The sequence below is a fragment of the Stakelama portus genome, assembly GCF_003171655.1.
Taxonomy (GTDB): domain Bacteria; phylum Pseudomonadota; class Alphaproteobacteria; order Sphingomonadales; family Sphingomonadaceae; genus Sphingomonas; species Sphingomonas portus.
Genome location: NZ_QFZL01000001.1, coordinates 228,945 through 249,302, shown reverse-complemented (window position 1 = coordinate 249,302; position 20,358 = coordinate 228,945). Strand labels below are relative to the sequence as shown.

Genomic DNA, 20,358 nt, shown 5'->3' with positions numbered 1-20,358 from the left:
CGAGCCTGTCCGCCGCCTCGCTCCAGCCACTAGCTCCGTCCACCATGGCCTGGCGCCGCTCGTAGCAGAAGCGGCGGGCGTGCTTGATGAACGTGGTGCGCTGGTGCCCGGCGATCTGGCGGAGCCGATCGGATTGGACAGGGCCCTGTGCGCGCATTTCCAGCACCGGCGGCGCACTCTGCGTGCCTCATGAAGATCGAAGAGACCGGGTAGCCGTCAAAGCCGGCTCGCTGGATCAGGGCTTTAAAACCGCCCTAAGCCCCTGCCATTCGCGATTCTATCGCGTCCGAAGGACGGCATAGGGGAAATGGTGGAGCCGAGGGGGATCGAACCCCTGACCTTCGCAATGCCATTGCGACGCTCTCCCAGCTGAGCTACGGCCCCACACCCCGGGAAGGCGACGGCCTTTAGTCAGCCGCCGCGGAGATTGCAAGCACCCGATTTGATGCTGCCGCGCCGCTCCGGAAACAGGGCCGGAGCGCGCGAGAGCGGGTGCTTAGTTTTCGTCGTCTTCTTCGGAAGCCTTGACGCCCAGATCGTCGTCGCCGCCCAGATCGACTTCGTCATCGGGCGAATCATCGTCTTCACCGATGTCCAGATCCTCGTCACCGAGATCCGAATCGCTGCTTTCCTTCTTTTCCGCTTCCTTCTTGTTCGATTCGAACGGAAGCGGCTGCTTCGACTTGAGCACAGGCTCGGGTTCCCAGGCATACCCGCATTCGATGCAGGTTACCGGTTCGTCTTTCTCAAGATCGTAAAATCGCGTCGCGCATTTCGGGCACGTACGCTTCGTGCCCCATTCCGGCTTCACCATGTGAGCGCCTCTTGCCTTTCGAAACTGGGATTTTGGGGATCGAGCCCGCCACTGACAAAGCCCGTACCCCGCAAAGTGGGGCGCGCCTTGCCATAGCGCAAGCGCGCTGTCAAAAGCCCGCGCGCCTTATGACATCATCAGCCCCCCGCCCGCTTTCGCTTTCCGCCGCCGGACCGTTGCGCGGCACCGTCCGCGTGCCCGGCGACAAATCGATCAGCCACCGCGCGCTGATGTTCGCCGGTCTGGCCGTCGGCGAAAGCCGTATCACGGGGTTGCTGGAGGGTGAGGACGTGCTCGCCACCGCCGCCGCGATGCGCGCAATGGGTGCGGATATCGAACGCGGCGGCGATGGCGTGTGGCGCGTTCATGGCGTCGGCGTGGGCGGGCTGCTCCAGCCGCGCACGGCACTGGAAATGGGCAATTCGGGCACGTCCACCCGGCTGTTGATGGGCCTGATCGCCAGCCATCCGATCACTGCGACATTCACCGGCGATGCGTCGCTGTCGAGTCGGCCGATGGGGCGCGTGATCGATCCGTTGTCGCAAATGGGGGCGGAATTCACGGCTTCGCCCGGCGCCAAGGGAAGCAAATGCCTGCCGCTCACCATGCGCGGCATTTGCCCGGCGGTGCCGATCGAATATCGCCTGCCCGTCGCATCGGCACAGGTGAAATCGGCGGTCCTGCTGGCGGGGCTCAACACGCCCGGTATCACGCGCGTGATCGAACCGGTGCCGACGCGCGATCACAGCGAACGGATGCTGCGCGGATTCGGTGCGGACGTGTCGGTCGAGCAAACGCCCGAGGGACGAATCATCGCGATCGCCGGAGAGGCCGAGTTGCGCCCGCAGCAGATCGAAGTGCCCGGCGATCCTTCCAGCGCCGCTTTCTGGATGGTCGCCGCGTCGATCGTACCGGGTTCGGAACTGACGATTGCCAATGTCGGCCTCAATCCGACGCGCGCGGGCCTGATCCAGGCGCTGCGGATGATGGGCGCCGACATTACCGAAGCACAGCCGCGCACCGTGGGCGGCGAGCCGGTCGCCGACCTGATCGTCCGCCACGCGCCGCTGACCGGAATCGAAGTCCCGCCAGAGATCGCGCCGAGCATGATCGATGAATATCCCATCCTGTTCGTCGCCGCCGCGTTGGCGCGGGGCCGCACGATCGCACGCGGTGCCGAGGAGCTGCGCGTCAAGGAATCAGACCGGATCGCGACGATGGCGGCGGCGCTGACCGCGGCGGGCGCGCATGTGGAGGAAGTTCCCGACGGCCTGATCATCGACGGCACCGATGGCGATCCCCTGCCCGGCGACGCGCAGATCGCCTCGAAACTCGACCATCGCATCGCAATGAGCATGACGGTCGCCGCGCTTGCCTGCACCCGGCCATTGACGATCGACGACGTCGCGCCGGTGGGAACGAGCTACCCCGATTTCTACCAAACCCTTGACGCGGTGCGTCGCTAAGCTGAAGTCTAGGTAATGATTATTGCAGTCGACGGACCCGCCGCCTCGGGCAAGGGCACGATCGCCCGCGCACTCGCGCGGCATTATGGGCTGCCGCATCTCGATACCGGGCTCCTCTATCGCGCCGTCGCCGCCGAAGTGCTGCGCGAAGAACGCGATCCGGCGAATGAAGCCGATGCGCTGGCCGGATGCAGCTTCGACGATTTTCAGCTCGAGGATCCCCGGCTGAAAAGCGAGGAAGTCGGCAAGGTCGCATCGGTCGTTTCGGCGCATCCGCTGGTACGCAAGGCGCTGTTGCTGCGGCAGAAGAGATTTGCCGGTCAGCCGGGCGGCGCCGTGCTCGACGGGCGCGACATCGGCACGGTCATCGCGCCGGAGGCGGATGTGAAGATCTTCGTCAAGGCGACGCCGATGATCCGCGCCCAGCGCCGCCAGCTCGAACAGCGCAAGAGCGGTATCTTCGAAAGCCTGGACAAGGTGCTTTCCGACATTCGCGCACGCGACGAACGCGACGCCAAACGCGCCGAGGCGCCGATGCGTCAGGCGGCGGACGCGGTGTTGCTCGACACCAGTTTCCTGTCGATCGAAGCAGCAGTGCAGAAGGCGGTGGCGATCGTGGAAGCAGCGCGGTCCAGGGCGAAGGCCGCTTCTGAAAGCGAATAGCGCGCGCTTCCCGCCGCATCCTGCCGGCGGTTTTTTTCGTGGCAAAATGCAACGTACCTGGGGTCCGACACGTTTGGATTATGAATCCAAAAAGGTCGCAAAAGGAGCGCAACCATGAAAGCCGTCCGCTTTATCGAGGGAGGCAAACCTCCGGAAATTGTCGATATCGCCAAGCCCGAACCCGGCCCTGGCGAAATATTGCTCAAGATCGGCGGCGCGGGTGTTTGCCATTCCGATCTGCACGTCCTGGATGGCGAAGTGCCGTTCAAGGGCCCGTTCACGCTCGGCCATGAAAATGCCGGCTGGGTCGCCGCACTGGGTCAGGGCGTCGACGGCTGGCAGGAAGGCGATGCCGTTGCCGTTTATGGCCCATGGGGCTGTGGCCAATGCCATCATTGCCAGATCTCGGCCGAAAACTACTGCGAACGCCATGCCAGCATTCCGAGCTATGGCGGCGGACTGGGCAGCGATGGCGGCATGGCCGATTACATGATCGTTCCCGATTCCCGGCTATTGGTCCCGTTGAAGGGGCTCGATCCGGCCGATGTCGCGCCGCTCAGCGATGCCGCACTGACTCCCTATCACGCGATCAAGGCGGCGATTCCGCAGCTGACGCCCGACGCCACTGTACTGGTGATCGGCGTGGGTGGACTGGGCCATATGGCGGTACAGATATTGCGCGCGATCACCGGCGCACGGATCATCGCCGCCGATATCGATGCGGGCAAGCTCGATCATGCCAGGAAACTGGGCGCCGACATCACGATCAATAGCGGCCACACGACAGCCGCAGAGGAAATCCGCGATCTGGTCGGCGGACGCGGTGTCGCCGTCGCGCTCGATTTCGTCGGCGCGCAGACGACGATCGACCTTGCGGCGAGTGTTGTCGGTCGCGACAGTCGGCTGACGGTGGTCGGCCTTGCCGGCGGCGTAGTGAAATATTCGGCTGACAGCCCGCCCTATGGCACGCAAGTGACCATTCCCTATTGGGGCACGCGTGCCGAACTGATGGAAGTCATCGCGCTGGCCGAAAATGGCCGTATCCGTGCAGAGGTGGAGAAGCACCCTCTGGAAGATGCAGCGAAAGTCTATGACCGGTTGCGCGAAGGCAAGGTGAACGGACGCGCCGTCCTGGTACCCTGAACCCCGATCGCGCCCCCCCTCTTCCCCCGCGACAGCTTGCCTTCGCGGGGGTTTTCGGCTAACGCGCGCCCGTCCGGCGAGTTGAGACTCGCGGAGGGTCGGCGCGGAGGAAGATTCCTCACGCGCCATTTCGCATTTTGGCGATTGCCATTTTGTCGACTGTAACAACCCTTTGCGGGGGCGATGCCCGCCCGGATGCCGCGTCCGGGATTCGCCCGGCACGGCAGTTCGGCCACAAGACCGCCGGAAACAACCGGCTGGCCGGAAAAACGTTAGTTCAGGAACCACTTTTACATGGCCACTACGGCAAATCCGAGCCGCGACGATTTCGCGGCAATGCTCGAGCAGACGCTCGGCGGCGCAGACAGCTTTGAAGGCCGCGTCGTCATCGGCACCGTCACCGGCATCGAAAACGACCTCGCCGTCATCGACGTGGGTCTGAAGAGCGAAGGCCGCGTGCCGCTGCGCGAATTCGCCGCTCCGGGCCAGAAGGCCGAGCTGAAGGTCGGCGACGAAGTCGAAGTCTATATCGACCGCGTCGAGAATGCGAACGGCGAAGCGATGCTGAGCCGCGACCGCGCCCGCCGCGAAGCCGCCTGGGATAAGCTCGAATCCGAATTCGCCGAAAACAGCCGCGTCGAAGGCGTGATCTTCGGCCGCGTGAAGGGTGGCTTCACCGTCGACCTGAACGGCGCCGTGGCGTTCCTGCCGGGCAGCCAGGTCGATATCCGTCCGGTGCGTGACGTCACGCCGCTGATGGACATCCCCCAGCCCTTCCAGATCCTCAAGATGGACCGCAAGCGCGGCAACATCGTCGTGTCGCGTCGCGCGGTGCTTGAGGAAACTCGCGCCGAACAGCGTTCGGGCCTGATCCAGAGCCTGACCGAAGGCCAGGTGATCGACGGCGTCGTCAAGAACATCACCGATTATGGTGCGTTCGTTGACCTGGGCGGCATCGACGGCCTGCTGCACGTCACCGACCTCAGCTACAAGCGCGTCAATCATCCGAGCGAAATGCTCAACATCGGCGACACGGTGAAGGTGCAGATCATCCGCATCAACCGCGACACGCAGCGCATCAGCCTGGGCATGAAGCAGCTCGAAAGCGATCCGTGGGAAGGCGCATCGGCCAAATATCCGGTCGGCGCGAAGATCACCGGCCGCGTCACGAACATCACCGAATATGGTGCGTTCGTCGAACTGGAGCCGGGTATCGAAGGCCTGGTCCATGTCAGCGAAATGAGCTGGACCAAGAAGAACGTCCATCCGGGCAAGATCGTGTCGACTTCGCAGGAAGTCGAAGTGATGGTGCTCGAGGTCGACGAAGACAAGCGCCGTATCTCGCTGGGCCTGAAGCAGGCGCAGCAGAATCCGTGGGAAGCCTTCGCCGAAGCGCATCCGGTCGGTTCGACTGTCGAGGGCGAAGTCAAGAACGCCACTGAATTCGGCCTGTTCGTCGGCCTGGACAACGATGTCGACGGCATGGTCCATATGTCGGACATCGCCTGGGGCATTTCGGGTGAAGACGCGCTCAACCTGCACCGCAAGGGTGAGACGGTTCAGGCCGTCGTTCTGGCCGTCGAGCCGGACAAGGAGCGCATCAGCCTGGGCATGAAGCAGCTCGAGCGTGGGGCCCCGGCCGCCGGCGCGGTTGCCGCTTCGGGCGACCGCCTGAACAAGGGCGCGATCGTCACCGTCACCGTTCTCGAAGTCCGCGACGCGGGCCTTGAGGTTCAGGCGGGCGAAGATGGCCAGACCGGCTTCATCAAGCGCACCGATCTGGGCCGCGACCGCGACGAACAGCGTCCGGAACGTTTCCAGGTCGGCCAGAAGTTCGACGCAATGGTCACCGGCACCGACCGGTCGAAGAAGCCGACCTTCTCGGTCAAGGCGATGCAGATCGCCGAAGAGAAGCAGGCTGTCGCACAATATGGTTCGTCCGATTCGGGTGCGTCGCTCGGCGACATCCTCGGTGAAGCGCTCAAGGCGCGCAGCACCGGCGGCGACCAGGAGTAAATATGGTGTGCCGGGGCGGACCGTCCGTCCCGGCACGCATATCTTTGGGAATCTGCAAATTTCGTTCATCTTCGGGTTGATGCAGATAGCCCATCGGCGCTACCATGCGGCCGTGGTCGCGGCGTAGTCTTACCGAAAAAACGGAAGGCCGCCCGCTTGGAGGGCTTGGATGATCCGTTCCGAACTTGTTCAGAAGCTGGCACATGATAACCCCGATCTTTCCGCAAGGGAGGTCGAGAGGATCGTCGCGGTATTTTTCGACGAGATCGTTCAGCGGCTGAGCGAAGGTGGCCGTGTCGAACTGCGCGGCTTCGGGGCCTTTTCTACCCGCGCCCGCGACGCACGCGTCGGACGCAATCCGCGCACGGGCGAATCGGTCGAAGTGGATGCCAAGCGCGTCCCCTATTTCAAACCCGGCAAGGAAATGCGCGAGCGCCTGAACGTTTAACCGTTCCAACGGCAAACTCGGTCTTTTCCGGATACCCTCTCAGCAAATTGATATGCTGCGGCGCTTGACGCGCGGATCGCCATCGGCTTCTCGTCCCCGGGTGCGGACGTGGCGGAACCGGTAGACGCTGGAGACTTAAAATCTTTTGCCCGTAAGGGCGTGCGGGTTCGAGTCCCGCCGTCCGCACCAGCAGGCCTTATTCCTGCTCGTCAGTCCGCTTTTCGTCGCGGATGACCCATCGACGAAGCCATTTCGGCGGCTCGCTCAGTTCCGGATACCGTGCCGTAGCAAAGGCGCCGCAAGTAAGGATCGTCGGCCAGAGCAGCGTATAGAACACGTCGCTGGCAGTATCGTCCCAGTTCCATGCGCCCAGATAGATGCGATCCAGCACTTCATTCCCCGCTTCGGCAGCGATCACCACGAACAGGGGCAGAAAGCTGCGCAACGGAACGCGGAGCAACAGCCGCGCGATCACCAGGATCGCGAGCCCTGCCTGGACGTGCCAGAACTTGTCCGACAGCTGGCTGGTATTGAGGATCCAGTCGATCCACCCGTTATAGGTGTTGGCCATGGTCTGCATCGGCCACGCCTTAGCCGCTTTTGCTGCACCGCACTATACCAGACGCGCGTTCCGAAACAGCAGCCCTCCATCCAGCCGGAGCGATCAAGCGCCTTCCCGCCAAAGCTTGATGCGTGCGACGCTTCGTGGACTGACGCCATCGGGCAGTGCATCAGGCGAAAAGGCACCGATCGCTTCGATCTCGATCGACAGTCTCGCCGAACAGACGACATCCTCGACAACGAAAAAGGCCATTGTGTCGCGCTTGTGGTGGGGCCGATGTTCGAATTCGCCGATCGCGTGGACGCGGCCATGCGACGTCATGCCGATCTCCTCGCGCAATTCGCGAAGTGCCGCCTCGCGCGGATCCTCATCGGCCCTGCGGCCGCCGCCGGGAATATACCAGCCCGAAACATAGCTGTGGCGGACGAGGATCACCTTGCCCTCGGGCGTGACGGGCAGCGCACTGACGCCCTGGGTCCTGGGCCGCGTCACCCACCAGCGCAGCCGCAACAGATGATGCGCGCCGGTGGCCGCCGCGCGAAACAGCAATGCCGACAATCCCCGTCGCTCCACCAGCATTGCCGACTCGCCTCTGAATTTCGTCCACCCTATGGCAGGTGCAGCAGCCGCGCCAAGGCTTGCCCGCCTTGCCGCAAAGGCGCAGTCTGGTACCCGCATGTTTTCCCGCCGCGACATTCATCTGGGCACGCTGTCGCTGCTGGCGCTGAGCGCCTGTTCCCGCGGGCCTTCCCGGCAACCGCGCGATGGCGTCATTGTGCGCCTTTCCGACGATGAAGTGAAAGGCCTTGATCCGCAGAAGATCTCGGATCTCACATCGCTGCGCGTCGCCGCCGACCAGTTCGAAGGGCTGATGCGCTATACCGGAGCCGGAGAAGCCGAGCCGGGACTGGCGGAAATTACGCATCGCGCCGCGCTGGCGTGGCGATTCCAGCTGCGACCGGCGCTGCGCTTTTCGGACGGCGCACCGATCAGGGCCGAGCATTTCGTACGCGGCTGGCAAAGGCTTTGCGCGCCCGAAACCGCTTCGCCCACGGCCTCGCTGTTCGAAGCCATTGCCGGAATCGAACCCGACGGGCCGGACGCAGTCACGGTCCGGCTGAAGCGTCCGATCGCCTATCTCCCCTATCTGCTCGCCCATCCGGCGATGGCGGCGCTGCCGCTGCACCGGATCGATTCCGCTGGCGACGGCTGGACGTCGGAGCGGCCGCTGGTCACGTCCGGTCCCTATCGCCTCACCGACTGGCGGCTGGGCGACCGGATCGCGCTGGAAGCCAATCCGGCATGGCAGGGCGGCGCGCCCGCCACTTCGCGGATCGACTGGCGCCCGGCGGAGGACAAGCTGGCGGCATTGCGCCGGTTTCGCGGTGACATGGCCGACACGGTTTCCGATGTGCCGCCGACGCGGCTCGACTGGGCGCGCGCACATTTGCCCGGCGCGGTGCATGTCCATCCCTATGCCGGAACCTATTATTTCGCGTTCAACACACGCCGCCCGCCGTGCAGCGACGCGCGCGTCCGTCAGGCGCTGTCGATGGCGGTCGACCGTCGCTGGATCGCCGATACGCTGCTCGGCACCGGGGAATTGCCGGCAACGGGACTGGTCCCGCCTGCGCTGGGCGGCGCCAATGCCGATCCGCTGGGCAGCGACCCGGAGCATATCCGCTGGCTGCTCGCCCAGGCCGGCTTCGGGCCCGGCCGGCCGCTGCGCTTCACCATCCGCTTCAATTCGGGCGGCGACCATCGCCGGATCGCCGTGGCGCTGGCGGCGATGTGGCGCCCTTATGGCGTCGAGGCACAGCTGCTCAACAGCGAGGCACAGCTCCATTTCGCTGCCCTGCGCAGCGGCGATTTCGAACTGGCGCGTTCGGGCTGGATCGCCGATCTGCCCGCTGCGGAGAATTTCCTTGCGGTCCATCGCAGCGATGCCGGGGCGATCAACTATTCGGGCTATGCCGACCCCGAATATGACCAGTTGCTCGACGCAGGGATGACAGGCGATCCCGACGCGTTACAGGCCGCCGAGTTGCGGTTGCAACGCGCCGCGCCCATCCTGCTCCTCCATTTCTATGTCAGCCGCTCGCTGGTCGCGCCCGAAATCGGGGGTTGGCAGGACAATGGCATGAACATACACCCCAGCCGTCTCCTGCACCGGGAACTGCAATGAACCGCTCGCCTCTGCTGCTGGTGTTTGCGCTCGCGCTCGCTGCGGCGGGGTGCGGCAAGCCGCGACCGGACGATATACCGGTCGAAGTAAGTGCGATCGGCGGCCCTGCCGAAGCGGCCGATCCGAGCCGCGGGCCGATCGATACGCCACAGGCGGTGCGCATGTACGCGACCGCGCAGGGGCTGGTGCGGTTCGATGCCAATGGCCAGATCGTCCCCGGCCTTGCCCAGAGATGGATCGTCATCGACGACGGGCGCAGCTATATCTTCCGGCTGCGTGACGCCACCTGGCCCGACGGCACGCCGGTAACCGCGGCGCAGGTGGTGACATCGTTGCGCCGCGCCATCGCACCGCGCAGCCGCAACGCGCTGGCTCCGTTCCTCGCCGTGATCGACGAAATCGTCGCGATGACTCCGGAAGTGATCGAAGTGCGGCTGCGCCAGCCGCGCCCCGACATGCTCAACCTGTTCGCGCAGCCCGAGCTGACGATATTCCGCCCGCGCCAGCTGGACGGCAGCGGGCCGTTCCGCGTGGCGGGCGAAACCGACGATGTGCTGCTGCTCTCGCCCGCGTTCGATTCTTCCGACACCGAAGCGGAAGAAGCGAGCGAGCCCGAACCCGCCAAACAGGTGCGGCTGCGCGGCGAACGCGCGTCGCTGGCGCTGGCACGTTTCGTTTCAGGCCGGTCGGATCTGGTGCTGGGCGGCAGCTTCGTCGATTGGCCGCTCGTCGGCATCGCCGGCGTTGCCCCCGCCAATATCCGCACGGACCCGGCGGAGGGCCTGTTCGGGCTGGCCATCGTCGATCGAGCCGGCTTTCTGGAATCGGCGGAAAATCGCGCAGCATTGGCAATGGCGATCGATCGCTCCGCGCTGACCGACGCAGTAATGGCCGGCTGGTCGACGCAGGAAACCCTGCTTCCCGCCCGGTTCGATTCGGCGGCCGATCCGACGGTTCCGGAATGGCGCGAAACTTCGCTTGAGCAACGCCGCGCGCTTGCCCGATCGCGCGTGCGCCAATGGCGTGGCGCGCATGACGGCGCGCCGGTGCGCCTGCGCGTGGCGATGCCCTATGGCCCCGGTGCCACGCTGATATGGGGGCATATCGGCGTCGCGCTGATCGATATCGGTATCGACCCGGTTCGCGTGCCGCCCTGGGAAGACGCCGATTTACGGCTGATCGACGATGTCGCACCCTATGACAGCGCGCGCTGGTATCTGGCAGAGGCCTGTCAGCCCTGTTCGGAAGAAGCGCAGGCCGCACTCGACGCCGCGCGCGATACGACGGACCTTACCGAACGGTCGCATCGCATCGCCGAGGCCGACGCGCTGTTGACGCGCGACGTTTCGTTCATTCCACTGGCGAAACCACTCAGATGGTCTATCGTCGCGACGCGGCTGAATGCGTGGCAGGGGAACCCGCGCGCATGGCATGTGTTGGATCAGGTACGCAACGACAACAAATGAGGCGCTCATGGCACGGCTGGGACGTATGGCATCGAGCACATTTCGCGAAGCAGGCAAGAATCTGCCGCTGGGCACGCATGCCGCTGATGTGCGCAAGCGTGTCGTTGCGATGGAACAACTGCTCGAGGGCAGCTTCAAAATTCCCGGCACCAATCAGCGATTCGGGCTGGATGCGATCCTGGGCCTGATCCCGATCGCGGGCGATTTCATCACCTCGGCAATGGGCCTTTATATGGTGTGGGAAGCGCGCAATATCGGCATGTCAAAGACCAAGATGGCGCGGATGGTCGGCAATGTCGCATTCGACTGGCTGATCGGGCTGGTGCCGTTCATCGGCGACGCGGCCGATTTCATGTTCCGGTCGAACACGCGCAACCTGAAGATGATCCTGCGCCATCTGGACAAGCATCATCCCGGCACCGCCACGATCAACCATTAAGGTTGCGGCGGAACGCTATTCCGCCTGAAAGTCGAGCCCGATATCGGCGGCGGGCGCCGACTGAGTCAGCCGTCCGACGCTGACAAAGGTCACGCCGGTTTCGGCGATGGCACGAATTGTGTCGAGCCGCACGCCGCCCGATGCCTCTGTCGGCACGCGCCCGTTCACCAGCGCCACCGCCTCCCGCAGCAGCGCGACCGACATATTGTCGAGCAGCAGGTGCGTGGCCCCCGCCGCCAGCGCGGGTTCGATCTGATCGATCCGGTCGACTTCGACGATGATGTTCTCGATATGCGCCGAAACCGCGCGACGCACCGCCTCGCCGATCGACCCGGCAACGGCGACGTGATTGTCCTTGATCATCGCCGCATCCCACAGGCCCATGCGGTGATTGCGGGCGCCGCCCATGCGCGTTGCGTATTTCTCCAGAACGCGCAGGCCCGGAATCGTCTTGCGCGTGTCGAGCAGAGTCGCGCCCGTCCCGGCGATGCGCTCGACATAGCCCCGCGTCATCGTGGCAATGCCCGACAGATGCTGCACGGTGTTGAGCGCAGACCGTTCCGCCGTCAGCAACGCGCGTGCCTTTCCCGACAGCCGCATCAGATCGGTCCCGGCGGCGACCCTGTCCCCATCCGTTACCAGGCATTCGATTTCGACATCGGGATCGAGCGCGCGGAAAAAGGCTTCGGCGATCGGCAGCCCCGCGACGATGATCGCGTCGCGGCTGTCCATCACGCCGGTGAAGCGCGCTTCGGCCGGAATGACCGCGGCCGAAGTGATATCGCCCGCCACGCCCAGATCCTCCGCCAGCGTTTCGCGCACGAAGCGGTCGAGATCGAAACCCGGCAAGGCGAATGCGCCCGGATCGATTCCTGCCTGTACCTGCTGGGTCACGCTGTCGCCTCTCAATAGCTGAACTCTCGCCGCGCCTTCCTTGGCAGATCGCTGCGGCAAGCGACAGACGTCAATCGTCGCCGACGAACAGCGTCACGCGTTCGCGCAGTTCATCGAGCGCCGGACCGGCAAGCAATGTCTCCGCCTGCGCCAGCAGCTGACGCGCTTCGTGCCGCAGCATTTCGGTGCGCGCGTCCGATGGTCGCCCCGTCGCGGCGCTTTCCAGCCCCTGAACGAAATTGAGCGCCGCCAGCAGATTGCCCGCCGCCGAGGTGCGGACCGCTCCGAAGCCCCGGCGCAGGAAATGCGCGAAATCGTCGGGCAATGCGTCGACACCATGATCGCTACTGCAATCCCCATCCGCATCGCGGCGCAGATCGCGCATCGCAATCCTGGCGGTTCCCGCCGACAACCAGTGCATACAGGTGATCGCGGTGAAGGGATCGTTGATGCCCGGAGAAAGCGCGCGCAACGCAATTTCGACCAGTTCGTCGATCGAATATTCCAGATCCTGATCGGCAGTACGGCTGGTCCCGACCGCAAAGGCGTTGCGAAGACGATCGGGGACATCCTCGCCGCACGTCCCCTCGACATGCAGCAGCGGGACATCGGGATGCACGAAATCGCCCGGCCGTACCGCAAGCTGGATTTTCAGGCCCTGTTCCTCGCAGACGCGGCCAAGCGTCGCGAAATCGACGACTTCGACATAGCCCACGCGATGCGCGCGAACCGGCGTGCCCGCGCGCGAACGATGTATCGGCTCCTTGCCCTGATCGGGGTCGGGAAAGCGATGCTCGATATCGTGCAATACGCGTCGGCCGATCGATGCGACGACGCGATTGATTCGGATACTGTCGGGCACATGGTGCAGAAAATAAACGAGCACCGCGACCGAAAGCAGCGCGAGCATGAAGGCGACGAGCAACGACAGTTCGGGAACGAATCCGCCGCCGCCACCCATGCCGAACGGCCCGGTTTCATCGGGCTGGCGGATCGTACGCAATATCAGCAGGCAATAGACGAAGGTCGCGATGAACACGCCGAGCGAAAGCTGATTGCCGCGGTCGGTCATGAAGTTGGTGAGCAGGCGCGGCCCGTAATTGCCCGAGGCATAGACGACTGCCGCGATCGTGATCGCGAACACCGTGCCGGCGACCGAGATCATCGATCCGGCGATGGTCGACAACAGCGCGCGGGCGCCGTCGGGCTTCGACGCGTGAAGCCAGCCCATGTCCGCGATCCAGTGCTGACCCAGCGTGCGATCAAGCCAATAAGTGACCAGCGACAATAGTATCGCGGCGATCGTCAGCAGCGTGGGAAGGAACCAGTAGCTCGCGTTGAGGCGGGAGGTGATTTGGCGCAACCAGGCATTCATGCGCCCTAGAACGTGCCGCGGGCGAAACGGTTGCCCCGCCCGCGACGCATCGTCCCGATCAGTCGCCCTTCATCACCGGGCCCATATCGTTTTCCGGCACCGGGCCCAGATCGCCCTGCCCGACCGTCGCGCTCGCCATTTCGAGCATCTTGTCGAGGCTCTTCTTGGCCTTGAGCCGCAACTCCTCCTCGATCTCGATCCGGGGTTCCAGATCGCGCAGCGCGAGATAGAGCTTCTCCATCGTGTTGAGCGCCATATACGGACAGATGTTGCAGTTGCAGTTGCCGTCCGCGCCCGGCGCACCGATGAAATTCTTCTCCGGAACCGCCTTTTCCATCTGGTGAATGATATGCGGTTCGGTGGCGACGATCAGCGTGTCACCGGTCATATCCTTGGCATATTGCAGGATGCCGCTGGTCGATCCGACATAATCGGCATGATCGATGATATAGGCGGGGCATTCGGGATGCGCGGCGACGGGCGCGTCGGGATGCTGTGCCTTGAGCTTGAGCAGCTCGGTCTCGCTGAACGCCTCATGGACGATGCACACGCCCGGCCACAACAGCATGTCGCGTCCGGTCTTGCGCGCCAGATAGCCGCCCAGATGCTTGTCGGGGCCAAAGATGATCTTCTGGCTTTCCGGGATCTGCGTCAGGATCTTTTCCGCCGACGAACTGGTGACGATCACGTCGGACAGCGCTTTCACTTCGACCGAACAGTTGATGTAGGTCAGCGCGATATGATCGGGATGCTGGCGGCGGAATTCGGCGAATTGTTCGGGCGGACAGCTGTCCTCCAGCGAACAGCCGGCATCCATGTCGGGCAGCACGACGATCTTTTCCGGGCTCAGCACCTTGGCGGTCTCCGCCATGAAGCGCACGCCACAGAACGCAATCACATCGGCATCGGTCGCCGCCGCCTTGCGGCTGAGGTCGAGGCTGTCGCCGACGAAATCGGCAATGTCCTGAATCTCCGGCTTCTGGTAATAATGCGCCAGAATGACGGCATTGCGCTCCTTGCGCAGTCGCTCAATCTCGGCCCGCAGATCCAGCCCGCGCAAATCTTCGCCATTACCCGTTGGTGCATTCATTCGAGAGGTCCTCCGTTGGCGCCCAGATGGGGCCAATCCGTGAAACGATCAACCGAGGAAAGCGGCCCCGCCTGTCGGGGCCAATCACTGACGATTGGCGAGCACTTCCTCGATCGACGGCGAAACATCCCATACTTCGTTGTTCCCGCGCTTCACTTCGTCGGGAAACAGCACCTGGACATTCGCCTGCAGCCCCGCTGCGCGCAGCGGCATGGCAAAGCTGCGCTCGACGGCGCGGCGGGTCGCTTCGCGGGCAAGCCGCATCGGCACATCGGCACGCGCCTGTTTCAGCAGGTCCTCCTGCGCCGCCTTGCGATTGGCTTCGTCGAGCTGATCCTCGGCATCGGTCAGCGACATCAAAATGCCGCCGCCGCTATATTCGCGGATCGCGTTCATATCGACGGTGGGGCCGACGACTTCGATCGGCGGCAGGACGATGCTGAGCGTGTTGGTGTTCGCGTCCCAGCGCATGTCCTTTTGCTGAAGCTTGGACAGGTCGACTTCATAGCGGACGTCTCCGGGCATGATCAGCGTCTTGTGCGCCGACAGCCACATGCGCTGCTGAGTCGCAGTGACGACCGTCACATAACGCGCAGCGAAGGTGGAAAGCCGGGCCTGTTCGCGCATGCCCTGCAGGCTCGTCGCCGCGACGGTCACCGGATCGGGGCCGGCGATCTTCTTTTCGATATAGTCGCGACCCACCACGAAGATGGCGCCGACGATGATCGCCAGCGCGGCAAGAAACCCGAATACCGAAAAACAGCCCCGCTTCATGCCGCCATTCTCCAATCCTCGCCTTCACCGGCGACGATACCACGGCCCATCAGGTCGATCAGATGCGCAAGCACCGATCGTTCCGCCGCGCCCTCCAGCCGGGGATCGAGCCCGACATACATGCGCGCGCGCAGATCGGGGATGCGATGCACTCCTTCGCGCAACAGCCGCAATATCTGGCCCTCGCGCTGGCGGCGATGGCCGATCATGCCGCGCACCAGCCGTTGCGGCCGATCGATCTGCGGTCCATGGGCGGGATAATAGACCTTGTCCTCGCGATGCATCAGCAATTCCAGGCTCGCCAGATATGCCGTCATGTCGCCGTCGGGCGGCGCGACGACGCTGGTCGACCATCCCATCACATGATCGCCGGTGAACAGCGCGCCATTTTCGCGCAGCGCAAAACAGAGATGGTTCGACGTATGGCCCGGCGTTGCCACTGCTTCGATCGTCCAGCCTTCGCCCGCAATGGTTTCGCCATGCGTCAACACCCGGTCGGGCCGATATTCGGCATCGAATGCCGCGTCGGCACGCGGACCGGCATCGTCCATCGTCAGCGGCGCGCAACCGATGACCGGCGCGCCGGTGGCGGCCTTCAGCGGCGCGGCCGCCGGGCTGTGATCGCGATGGGTATGGGTGCACAGGATCGCGCGCACCGGGCGCCCGGCAATCGCTTCGGTCAGGGCGGCGAGATGCGCGGGGTCCGCCGGACCCGGATCGATCACTGCCAGATCGCTGGTGCCGATCAGATAGGTCTGGGTTCCGCTATAGGTATAGGGCGACGGATTGGGCGCCAGCACGCGCACCACGAGCGTGTCGAGCCGTTCGGCGACGCCGGTGGGAGTTTCCGTCATACCTACGAGATGGCGGTTTCGCCCCTGCAACACAAGTGGGCGATGCCGCGCCGGTGTCCCGCACAGGTTGCGGGGCCGGCCGCACGAAGGAAAGCGACCGGCCCCGATTTTGAGGTCAGCATTCACCAAGGGGCATGGTGAATGCCGCCCTCCCCCTGTGCTCAGTCGTCGTTCGCCGCAGAAGCGGCTTCGGCTTCGAGTTCAGCGCGAGCACTTTCGATGTCGCGCAGCGCCTCGGCACGATCCTCTTCGGGAATATTGTCCAGGGCGGCGATGCTGGCGCGGGCCGCATCCAGCCCTTCACGGGCACTGACAATCGCGATCCGGCGATATTCGCGCGCCTCAACCCGGGCGGTCGCGGCCTGAGCCCGCGCCTGTGCTGCCTGACGCTCGGCATTGGCGGTGATCGCTTCGATGCGATCGGTGCAGATGATGATGATCTGACGATCGCCGCGCGTCTGGTGCACCGTGACCTTATCGGAGTCAGGACCAGTGGTACCGCAGCTGCGCTCCCGCACCTCGACCTTGTCGGGGTCCGCGCTCTGCACATCGACGACAAAGGGGCCATTCTGATGCTGGCTGCGCATTGCGACGCGCGTACTGCCGCCAGTGTCGCTGCGGATCATGTACGTGCCTTCGATTGTCCGGGTGATCGTCGGTGCTTCCGGCGCTTCCGGAGCAACGGGTGCTTCGGGTGCCGCAGGTGCCGCAGGTGCCGTCGGCGCGACGGGCGCTTCCGGAGCGCTTGGCGCCGCCGGCGGAACATCCTGCATATCGAGCTTGACGCCGACAGTGCGTTCGACCTGCGCCTTGATGGTTTCGGCTGCCTGCGTGCCCGATGCGGTCAGGCCGAGCGCGGCGAGCGCGATCGCGCTGACTCCGGCGATACCGGACGCGATGCGGGTGGGGGATTTGCGATCATTCTTCGAGAGCATACGGAGCCTCCCTTTGATTTCGTTGATGGTGTGCAAGTGACAAGCCGCCGAGACCGCACCCCCATGCGCGGACTTGACGATCGCACGGCCATAAGCATGGCGCAGTGCCTGGGCGCGGCCTGAGAGCACGAGGGCGTCGCAGGCCATTTCCTGATCGGCGCGAAAGGCACGGAACGCCCGCCACGCGACCGGATTGAACCAGTGAATTGCAAGAACGATCAGCGCCACCCAATTGGCGATCAGATCGCCGCGGACATGGTGGCCCAGTTCGTGGGCAAGCGCGAGATCCTGCTCGACATCGTCATAGCGTTCGGAAAAATCGCGCGGAAAGGCGACATATTTGCGCCAGATGCCAAAGGCGAGCGGCCCATGCGTCGCATCGGTTTCGATGACGCGCACCTTGCCATGGGCAACCGCGCGGTTCGCCTTTGCACGCGCCAGCAGGCGGCGGCAGAACAGCGAATGGGCGATGAGGTGATAGCCAAGGAAGCACAAGGTGCCGACCAGCCAGAACGCCCCCAGCAGGACGAGCAGCGAGGGTCCGCTCGATACGACCGTCGGCGGCACCACCAGCATCTGGGCGTCGGCGACATGCACCGCCATGGTCGCGTTCTGCACGGCCTCCACCGGCGCGGTGTCGGCATTGAGCAGTCCGACCGTGAACCCCGGCGAGCTTTCGGCCCCCTTTACGAAGGGTTGGAGCAACGCACTCAATTGCCAGTTGCCGGGCAAGGGCGGCATCAGCATGCGCACGGCCGGCAACAGCCACAGCGCATAGGCGACACCGGGTCCGAACGCGCGTCGGACCGGCGCACGGATCGCCAGGACCAGCAGCATCAGCAACGTGGAGGCGATCAGCGTTTCGAGCGCCCAGCCGATCATTGCTTGAGATCCTTCAGCAGCGCTTCGATCTCGGCAATGTCCTGATCGGTGAGTTGTTCGCGTTCGGCAAGATGTGCGACCAGAGGGGTTAGTTTTCCGCCGAACAGGCGATCGATCATCCGGCGCGATTCGCCGGTGACATAATCGTTGCGCGCCACCAGCGGGCGATAGCGATAGCGCCGCCCGTCTTCTTCATGGGCAATGACACTCTTGGCGAGCAGGCGGCCGAGCAGCGTCTTGACCGTGTTCGCGCTCCAGGCACGTTCGGCCGGCACGCGTTCGGCGACTTCCTGTGCCGTTAGCGGTGATTCTTCCCAGAGCACTTCCATCACGGTGTGCTCGGCATCGCTGATACGCTCGGTCATGCCTGTCCTCTTTCGATTACGTTTGTAAACGACGATTACGTCTGTAGTCAATAGCCCTGAACGCCACATGAACAATGCCCGTCCGAAACCCCGCAAGACGCTTCGCAAGATCGCATGCAAAGGTCACGCTTGAAACGCTCCGTGATTCTTGTGAGAACGTTCACAAAAATGGAGCTGGGGATGTCGGAAAACGCAGTTGGCGGCCATCTGGACCGCCGCAGGATGATCGGCGCAATGGCCGGCGCCGGAATGCTCGCCGTCGCTGCGCCCCGAATGGCGCACGCGGCAACGCGCCTTCCCCGGTCGGACGCCGACCCCGATCTGGGGGCCAATGTTATCATCATCGATTCCGCTATGCCCGCTGCGGCGGTGCAGGCGCGACTCGACGCTATCTTTGCCGAACAGGAGCGCGCGCATTTCACCGATCGCCGCTATGCGGTGCTGCTGAAACCCGGCGCGCATGCACTCGACATCAAGGTCGGCTATTTCACCCAGATTGCGGGTTTGGGCCTGCTGCCCGACGATGTGACGATCACCGGTCACGTCCATGCCGAAGCGGACTGGAATGACGGCAATGCGCTGATCAATTTCTGGCGCGGCGTCGAAAATCTGCACGTTGCGCCCGCCGATCGCGCCGATCGCTGGGCCGTGTCGCAGGCCGCGCCCTATCGCCGCATGCATCTCGACGGCGATCTGACCCTCGACGATGGCGGCTGGGCGAGCGGCGGCTTCTTCGCCGATTGCCGCATTTCGGGGACGGTCCGGTCGGGCACGCAACAACAATGGTTCACGCGCAACAGCGCGATCGGCGGCTGGGACGGTTCGAACTGGAACATGACCTTTGTCGGCACGACAGGCGCCCCGCCGACCAGCTTTCCCGAACCGCCCTATACCAATATCGCCACCACGCCGGTGGTTCGCGACAAGCCGTTCCTGCATGTCGATGACGATGGCGGCTGGGGCGTGTTCGTCCCCGCCCTGCGCCGCGATTCGACCGGGCCCGGCTGGGCGAGCGGTGCTGCGCCCGCGGGAAGGACGCTGCCGCTGTCCGATTTCCTGATCGCCACGCCCGCAACGCCGGTCGCGACGATCAACGCAGCACTCGCATCGGGCAGGCATTTGCTGGTGACGCCGGGCATCTATCGTCTGTCCGAACCGATCCGGGTCACGCGCCCCGACACGGTGGTCCTCGGCCTTGGCCTGGCGACATTGCTCGCCGAAGACGGAGCCATGGCGCTCAGCGTCGCGGACGTACCGGGCGTCGCCATCGCAGGGCTGCTGTTCGATGCCGGACCGACCATGTCGCCGGTGCTGATGCAGGTCGGCGAGCCGGGTGCGCGCGGCGATCATCGCGACGATCCGATCCTGCTCGCCGACCTGTTCTTCCGCGTCGGCGGCGCGGCGGTGGGCAATGCCGACACCTGCCTCGTCATCAACAGCCATCATGTGATCGGCGATCACCTCTGGATCTGGCGCGCCGATCATGGTGACCGGGCGAGCGGTCGCGTCCATGTCGGCTGGAGCGAAAGCGTCGGCAATCAGGGGATCATCGTCAATGGCGACGATGTCACTCTCTATGGCCTGTTCGTCGAGCATTTCGAAAAATACCAGACGATCTGGAATGGCGAGCGTGGCCGCACCTATTTCTATCAGAACGAACTGCCCTATGATCCGCCGACGCAAGCATCGTGGATGGCGGGCGAAACCCGCGGCTGGGCGGCGTACAAGGTCGCGGACGATGTGCGGCATCATTATGCGGTCGGCATGGGCATCTATGCCTATTTCAATGTCGGCCCCGCCATTGTTCTGGAAAGCGCAATCGAAGCACCCGACGCGCCCGATGTCCGCTTCCAATCGGTGACGACGATCTCGCTCGGCAACAACCGTGGCGCCATCGCGCATATCGTCAACCGAGCCGGCAAGACCGCCCGCCCCGGCGACATTCGCCAGACGCTGACTCATTACCCCGTGCAGGAGGATTGATCCG

At 64.3% G+C, this 20,358-nt stretch carries 19 protein-coding genes and 2 tRNA genes; 10 read left to right on the top strand and 11 right to left on the bottom strand.

Annotation, left to right across the window (positions count from 1 at the left end; all coding sequences use genetic code 11):
* Window positions 1-308: 308 nt before the first annotated feature.
* Both DKB74_RS01090 and DKB74_RS01085 read right to left on the bottom strand, forming a co-directional pair.
* Window positions 309-384: transfer RNA gene (locus tag DKB74_RS01090), tRNA-Ala, on the bottom strand.
* A 112-nt stretch (window positions 385-496) separates the two neighbouring features.
* Window positions 497-814, bottom strand: a complete 318-nt coding sequence (locus DKB74_RS01085; protein WP_109806273.1) for a TIGR02300 family protein — start codon at window positions 812-814, stop codon at window positions 497-499.
* A 128-nt stretch (window positions 815-942) separates the two neighbouring features.
* Between DKB74_RS01085 and aroA the strand changes: the two genes are divergently transcribed.
* From aroA to DKB74_RS01055, 6 genes are all read left to right on the top strand, one after another.
* Window positions 943-2,280: a 3-phosphoshikimate 1-carboxyvinyltransferase gene (gene aroA, locus DKB74_RS01080; RefSeq protein ID WP_109806272.1), complete on the top strand. Its 1,338-nt coding sequence runs from the start codon at window positions 943-945 to the stop codon at window positions 2,278-2,280.
* Window positions 2,281-2,295: 15 nt separating this feature from the next.
* Window positions 2,296-2,943: a (d)CMP kinase gene (cmk, locus tag DKB74_RS01075; RefSeq protein WP_109806271.1), complete on the top strand. Its 648-nt coding sequence runs from the start codon at window positions 2,296-2,298 to the stop codon at window positions 2,941-2,943.
* Window positions 2,944-3,057: 114 nt separating this feature from the next.
* Window positions 3,058-4,086: an NAD(P)-dependent alcohol dehydrogenase gene (locus DKB74_RS01070; RefSeq protein WP_109806270.1), complete on the top strand. Its 1,029-nt coding sequence runs from the start codon at window positions 3,058-3,060 to the stop codon at window positions 4,084-4,086.
* A gap of 294 nt (window positions 4,087-4,380) precedes the next feature.
* The gene (gene rpsA / locus DKB74_RS01065; RefSeq protein WP_109806269.1) at window positions 4,381-6,102 is read left to right on the top strand and encodes a 30S ribosomal protein S1; all 1,722 of its coding nucleotides are present in this window, start codon (window positions 4,381-4,383) and stop codon (window positions 6,100-6,102) included.
* Window positions 6,103-6,271: 169 nt separating this feature from the next.
* Window positions 6,272-6,550 (top strand): integration host factor subunit beta, encoded by a 279-nt coding sequence (locus DKB74_RS01060; protein ID WP_109806268.1) that lies wholly within the window; start codon window positions 6,272-6,274, stop codon window positions 6,548-6,550.
* 102 nt (window positions 6,551-6,652) lie between these two features.
* Window positions 6,653-6,739: transfer RNA gene (locus DKB74_RS01055), tRNA-Leu, on the top strand.
* 7 nt (window positions 6,740-6,746) lie between these two features.
* On the opposite strand, the gene DKB74_RS01050 is transcribed toward DKB74_RS01055, so the two are convergent.
* Window positions 6,747-7,130, bottom strand: a complete 384-nt coding sequence (locus tag DKB74_RS01050) for a hypothetical protein (RefSeq protein WP_109806267.1) — start codon at window positions 7,128-7,130, stop codon at window positions 6,747-6,749.
* 84 nt (window positions 7,131-7,214) lie between these two features.
* Complete coding sequence (locus DKB74_RS01045) at window positions 7,215-7,691, bottom strand: NUDIX domain-containing protein (RefSeq protein ID WP_109806266.1); 477 nt, start codon at window positions 7,689-7,691, stop codon at window positions 7,215-7,217.
* Between the two features lie 97 nt (window positions 7,692-7,788).
* Here DKB74_RS01045 and DKB74_RS01040 point away from each other — a divergent pair, with 97 nt between their 5' ends.
* The 3 genes from DKB74_RS01040 to DKB74_RS01030 are packed head-to-tail and all read left to right on the top strand — an operon-like array spanning window position 7,789 to window position 11,202.
* A complete protein-coding gene (locus DKB74_RS01040; protein WP_109806265.1) occupies window positions 7,789-9,297 on the top strand; it encodes a peptide ABC transporter substrate-binding protein in 1,509 nt (502 codons plus the stop codon).
* Entirely contained in the window at window positions 9,294-10,763 is a 1,470-nt protein-coding gene (locus DKB74_RS01035; protein ID WP_109806264.1) for an ABC transporter substrate-binding protein, read from the top strand. Before DKB74_RS01040 ends, DKB74_RS01035 begins: the two co-directional genes overlap by 4 nt.
* A gap of 7 nt (window positions 10,764-10,770) precedes the next feature.
* Window positions 10,771-11,202, top strand: coding sequence for a DUF4112 domain-containing protein (locus DKB74_RS01030; protein ID WP_239987321.1), 432 nt, complete (start codon window positions 10,771-10,773; stop codon window positions 11,200-11,202).
* Between the two features lie 15 nt (window positions 11,203-11,217).
* Here the strand turns inward: DKB74_RS01030 and nadC are convergent, their stop codons facing one another.
* The 7 genes from nadC to DKB74_RS00995 form a co-directional block, all read right to left on the bottom strand.
* On the bottom strand, window positions 11,218-12,096 hold the full coding sequence (nadC, locus tag DKB74_RS01025; RefSeq protein WP_239987320.1) for a carboxylating nicotinate-nucleotide diphosphorylase: 879 nt from the start codon (window positions 12,094-12,096) through the stop codon (window positions 11,218-11,220).
* A 70-nt stretch (window positions 12,097-12,166) separates the two neighbouring features.
* Window positions 12,167-13,471, bottom strand: a complete 1,305-nt coding sequence (locus tag DKB74_RS01020) for a DUF2254 domain-containing protein (protein WP_109806262.1) — start codon at window positions 13,469-13,471, stop codon at window positions 12,167-12,169.
* A gap of 58 nt (window positions 13,472-13,529) precedes the next feature.
* A complete protein-coding gene (gene nadA, locus DKB74_RS01015; RefSeq protein ID WP_109806261.1) occupies window positions 13,530-14,561 on the bottom strand; it encodes a quinolinate synthase NadA in 1,032 nt (343 codons plus the stop codon).
* Window positions 14,562-14,645: 84 nt separating this feature from the next.
* Entirely contained in the window at window positions 14,646-15,335 is a 690-nt protein-coding gene (locus tag DKB74_RS01010; RefSeq protein ID WP_109806260.1) for a DUF4230 domain-containing protein, read from the bottom strand.
* Entirely contained in the window at window positions 15,332-16,189 is an 858-nt protein-coding gene (locus tag DKB74_RS01005) for an MBL fold metallo-hydrolase (protein ID WP_109806259.1), read from the bottom strand. The genes DKB74_RS01010 and DKB74_RS01005 overlap by 4 nt, the downstream gene beginning before the upstream one ends.
* Window positions 16,190-16,350: 161 nt before the next feature.
* The gene (locus DKB74_RS01000; RefSeq protein WP_109806258.1) at window positions 16,351-18,006 is read right to left on the bottom strand and encodes a M56 family metallopeptidase; all 1,656 of its coding nucleotides are present in this window, start codon (window positions 18,004-18,006) and stop codon (window positions 16,351-16,353) included.
* Window positions 18,003-18,371: a BlaI/MecI/CopY family transcriptional regulator gene (locus DKB74_RS00995; RefSeq protein WP_109806257.1), complete on the bottom strand. Its 369-nt coding sequence runs from the start codon at window positions 18,369-18,371 to the stop codon at window positions 18,003-18,005. The genes DKB74_RS01000 and DKB74_RS00995 overlap by 4 nt, the downstream gene beginning before the upstream one ends.
* A 180-nt stretch (window positions 18,372-18,551) precedes the next feature.
* Between DKB74_RS00995 and DKB74_RS00990 the strand changes: the two genes are divergently transcribed.
* On the top strand, window positions 18,552-20,354 hold the full coding sequence (locus DKB74_RS00990) for an adenylyl cyclase (RefSeq protein WP_239987319.1): 1,803 nt from the start codon (window positions 18,552-18,554) through the stop codon (window positions 20,352-20,354).
* Window positions 20,355-20,358 lie beyond the last annotated feature (4 nt).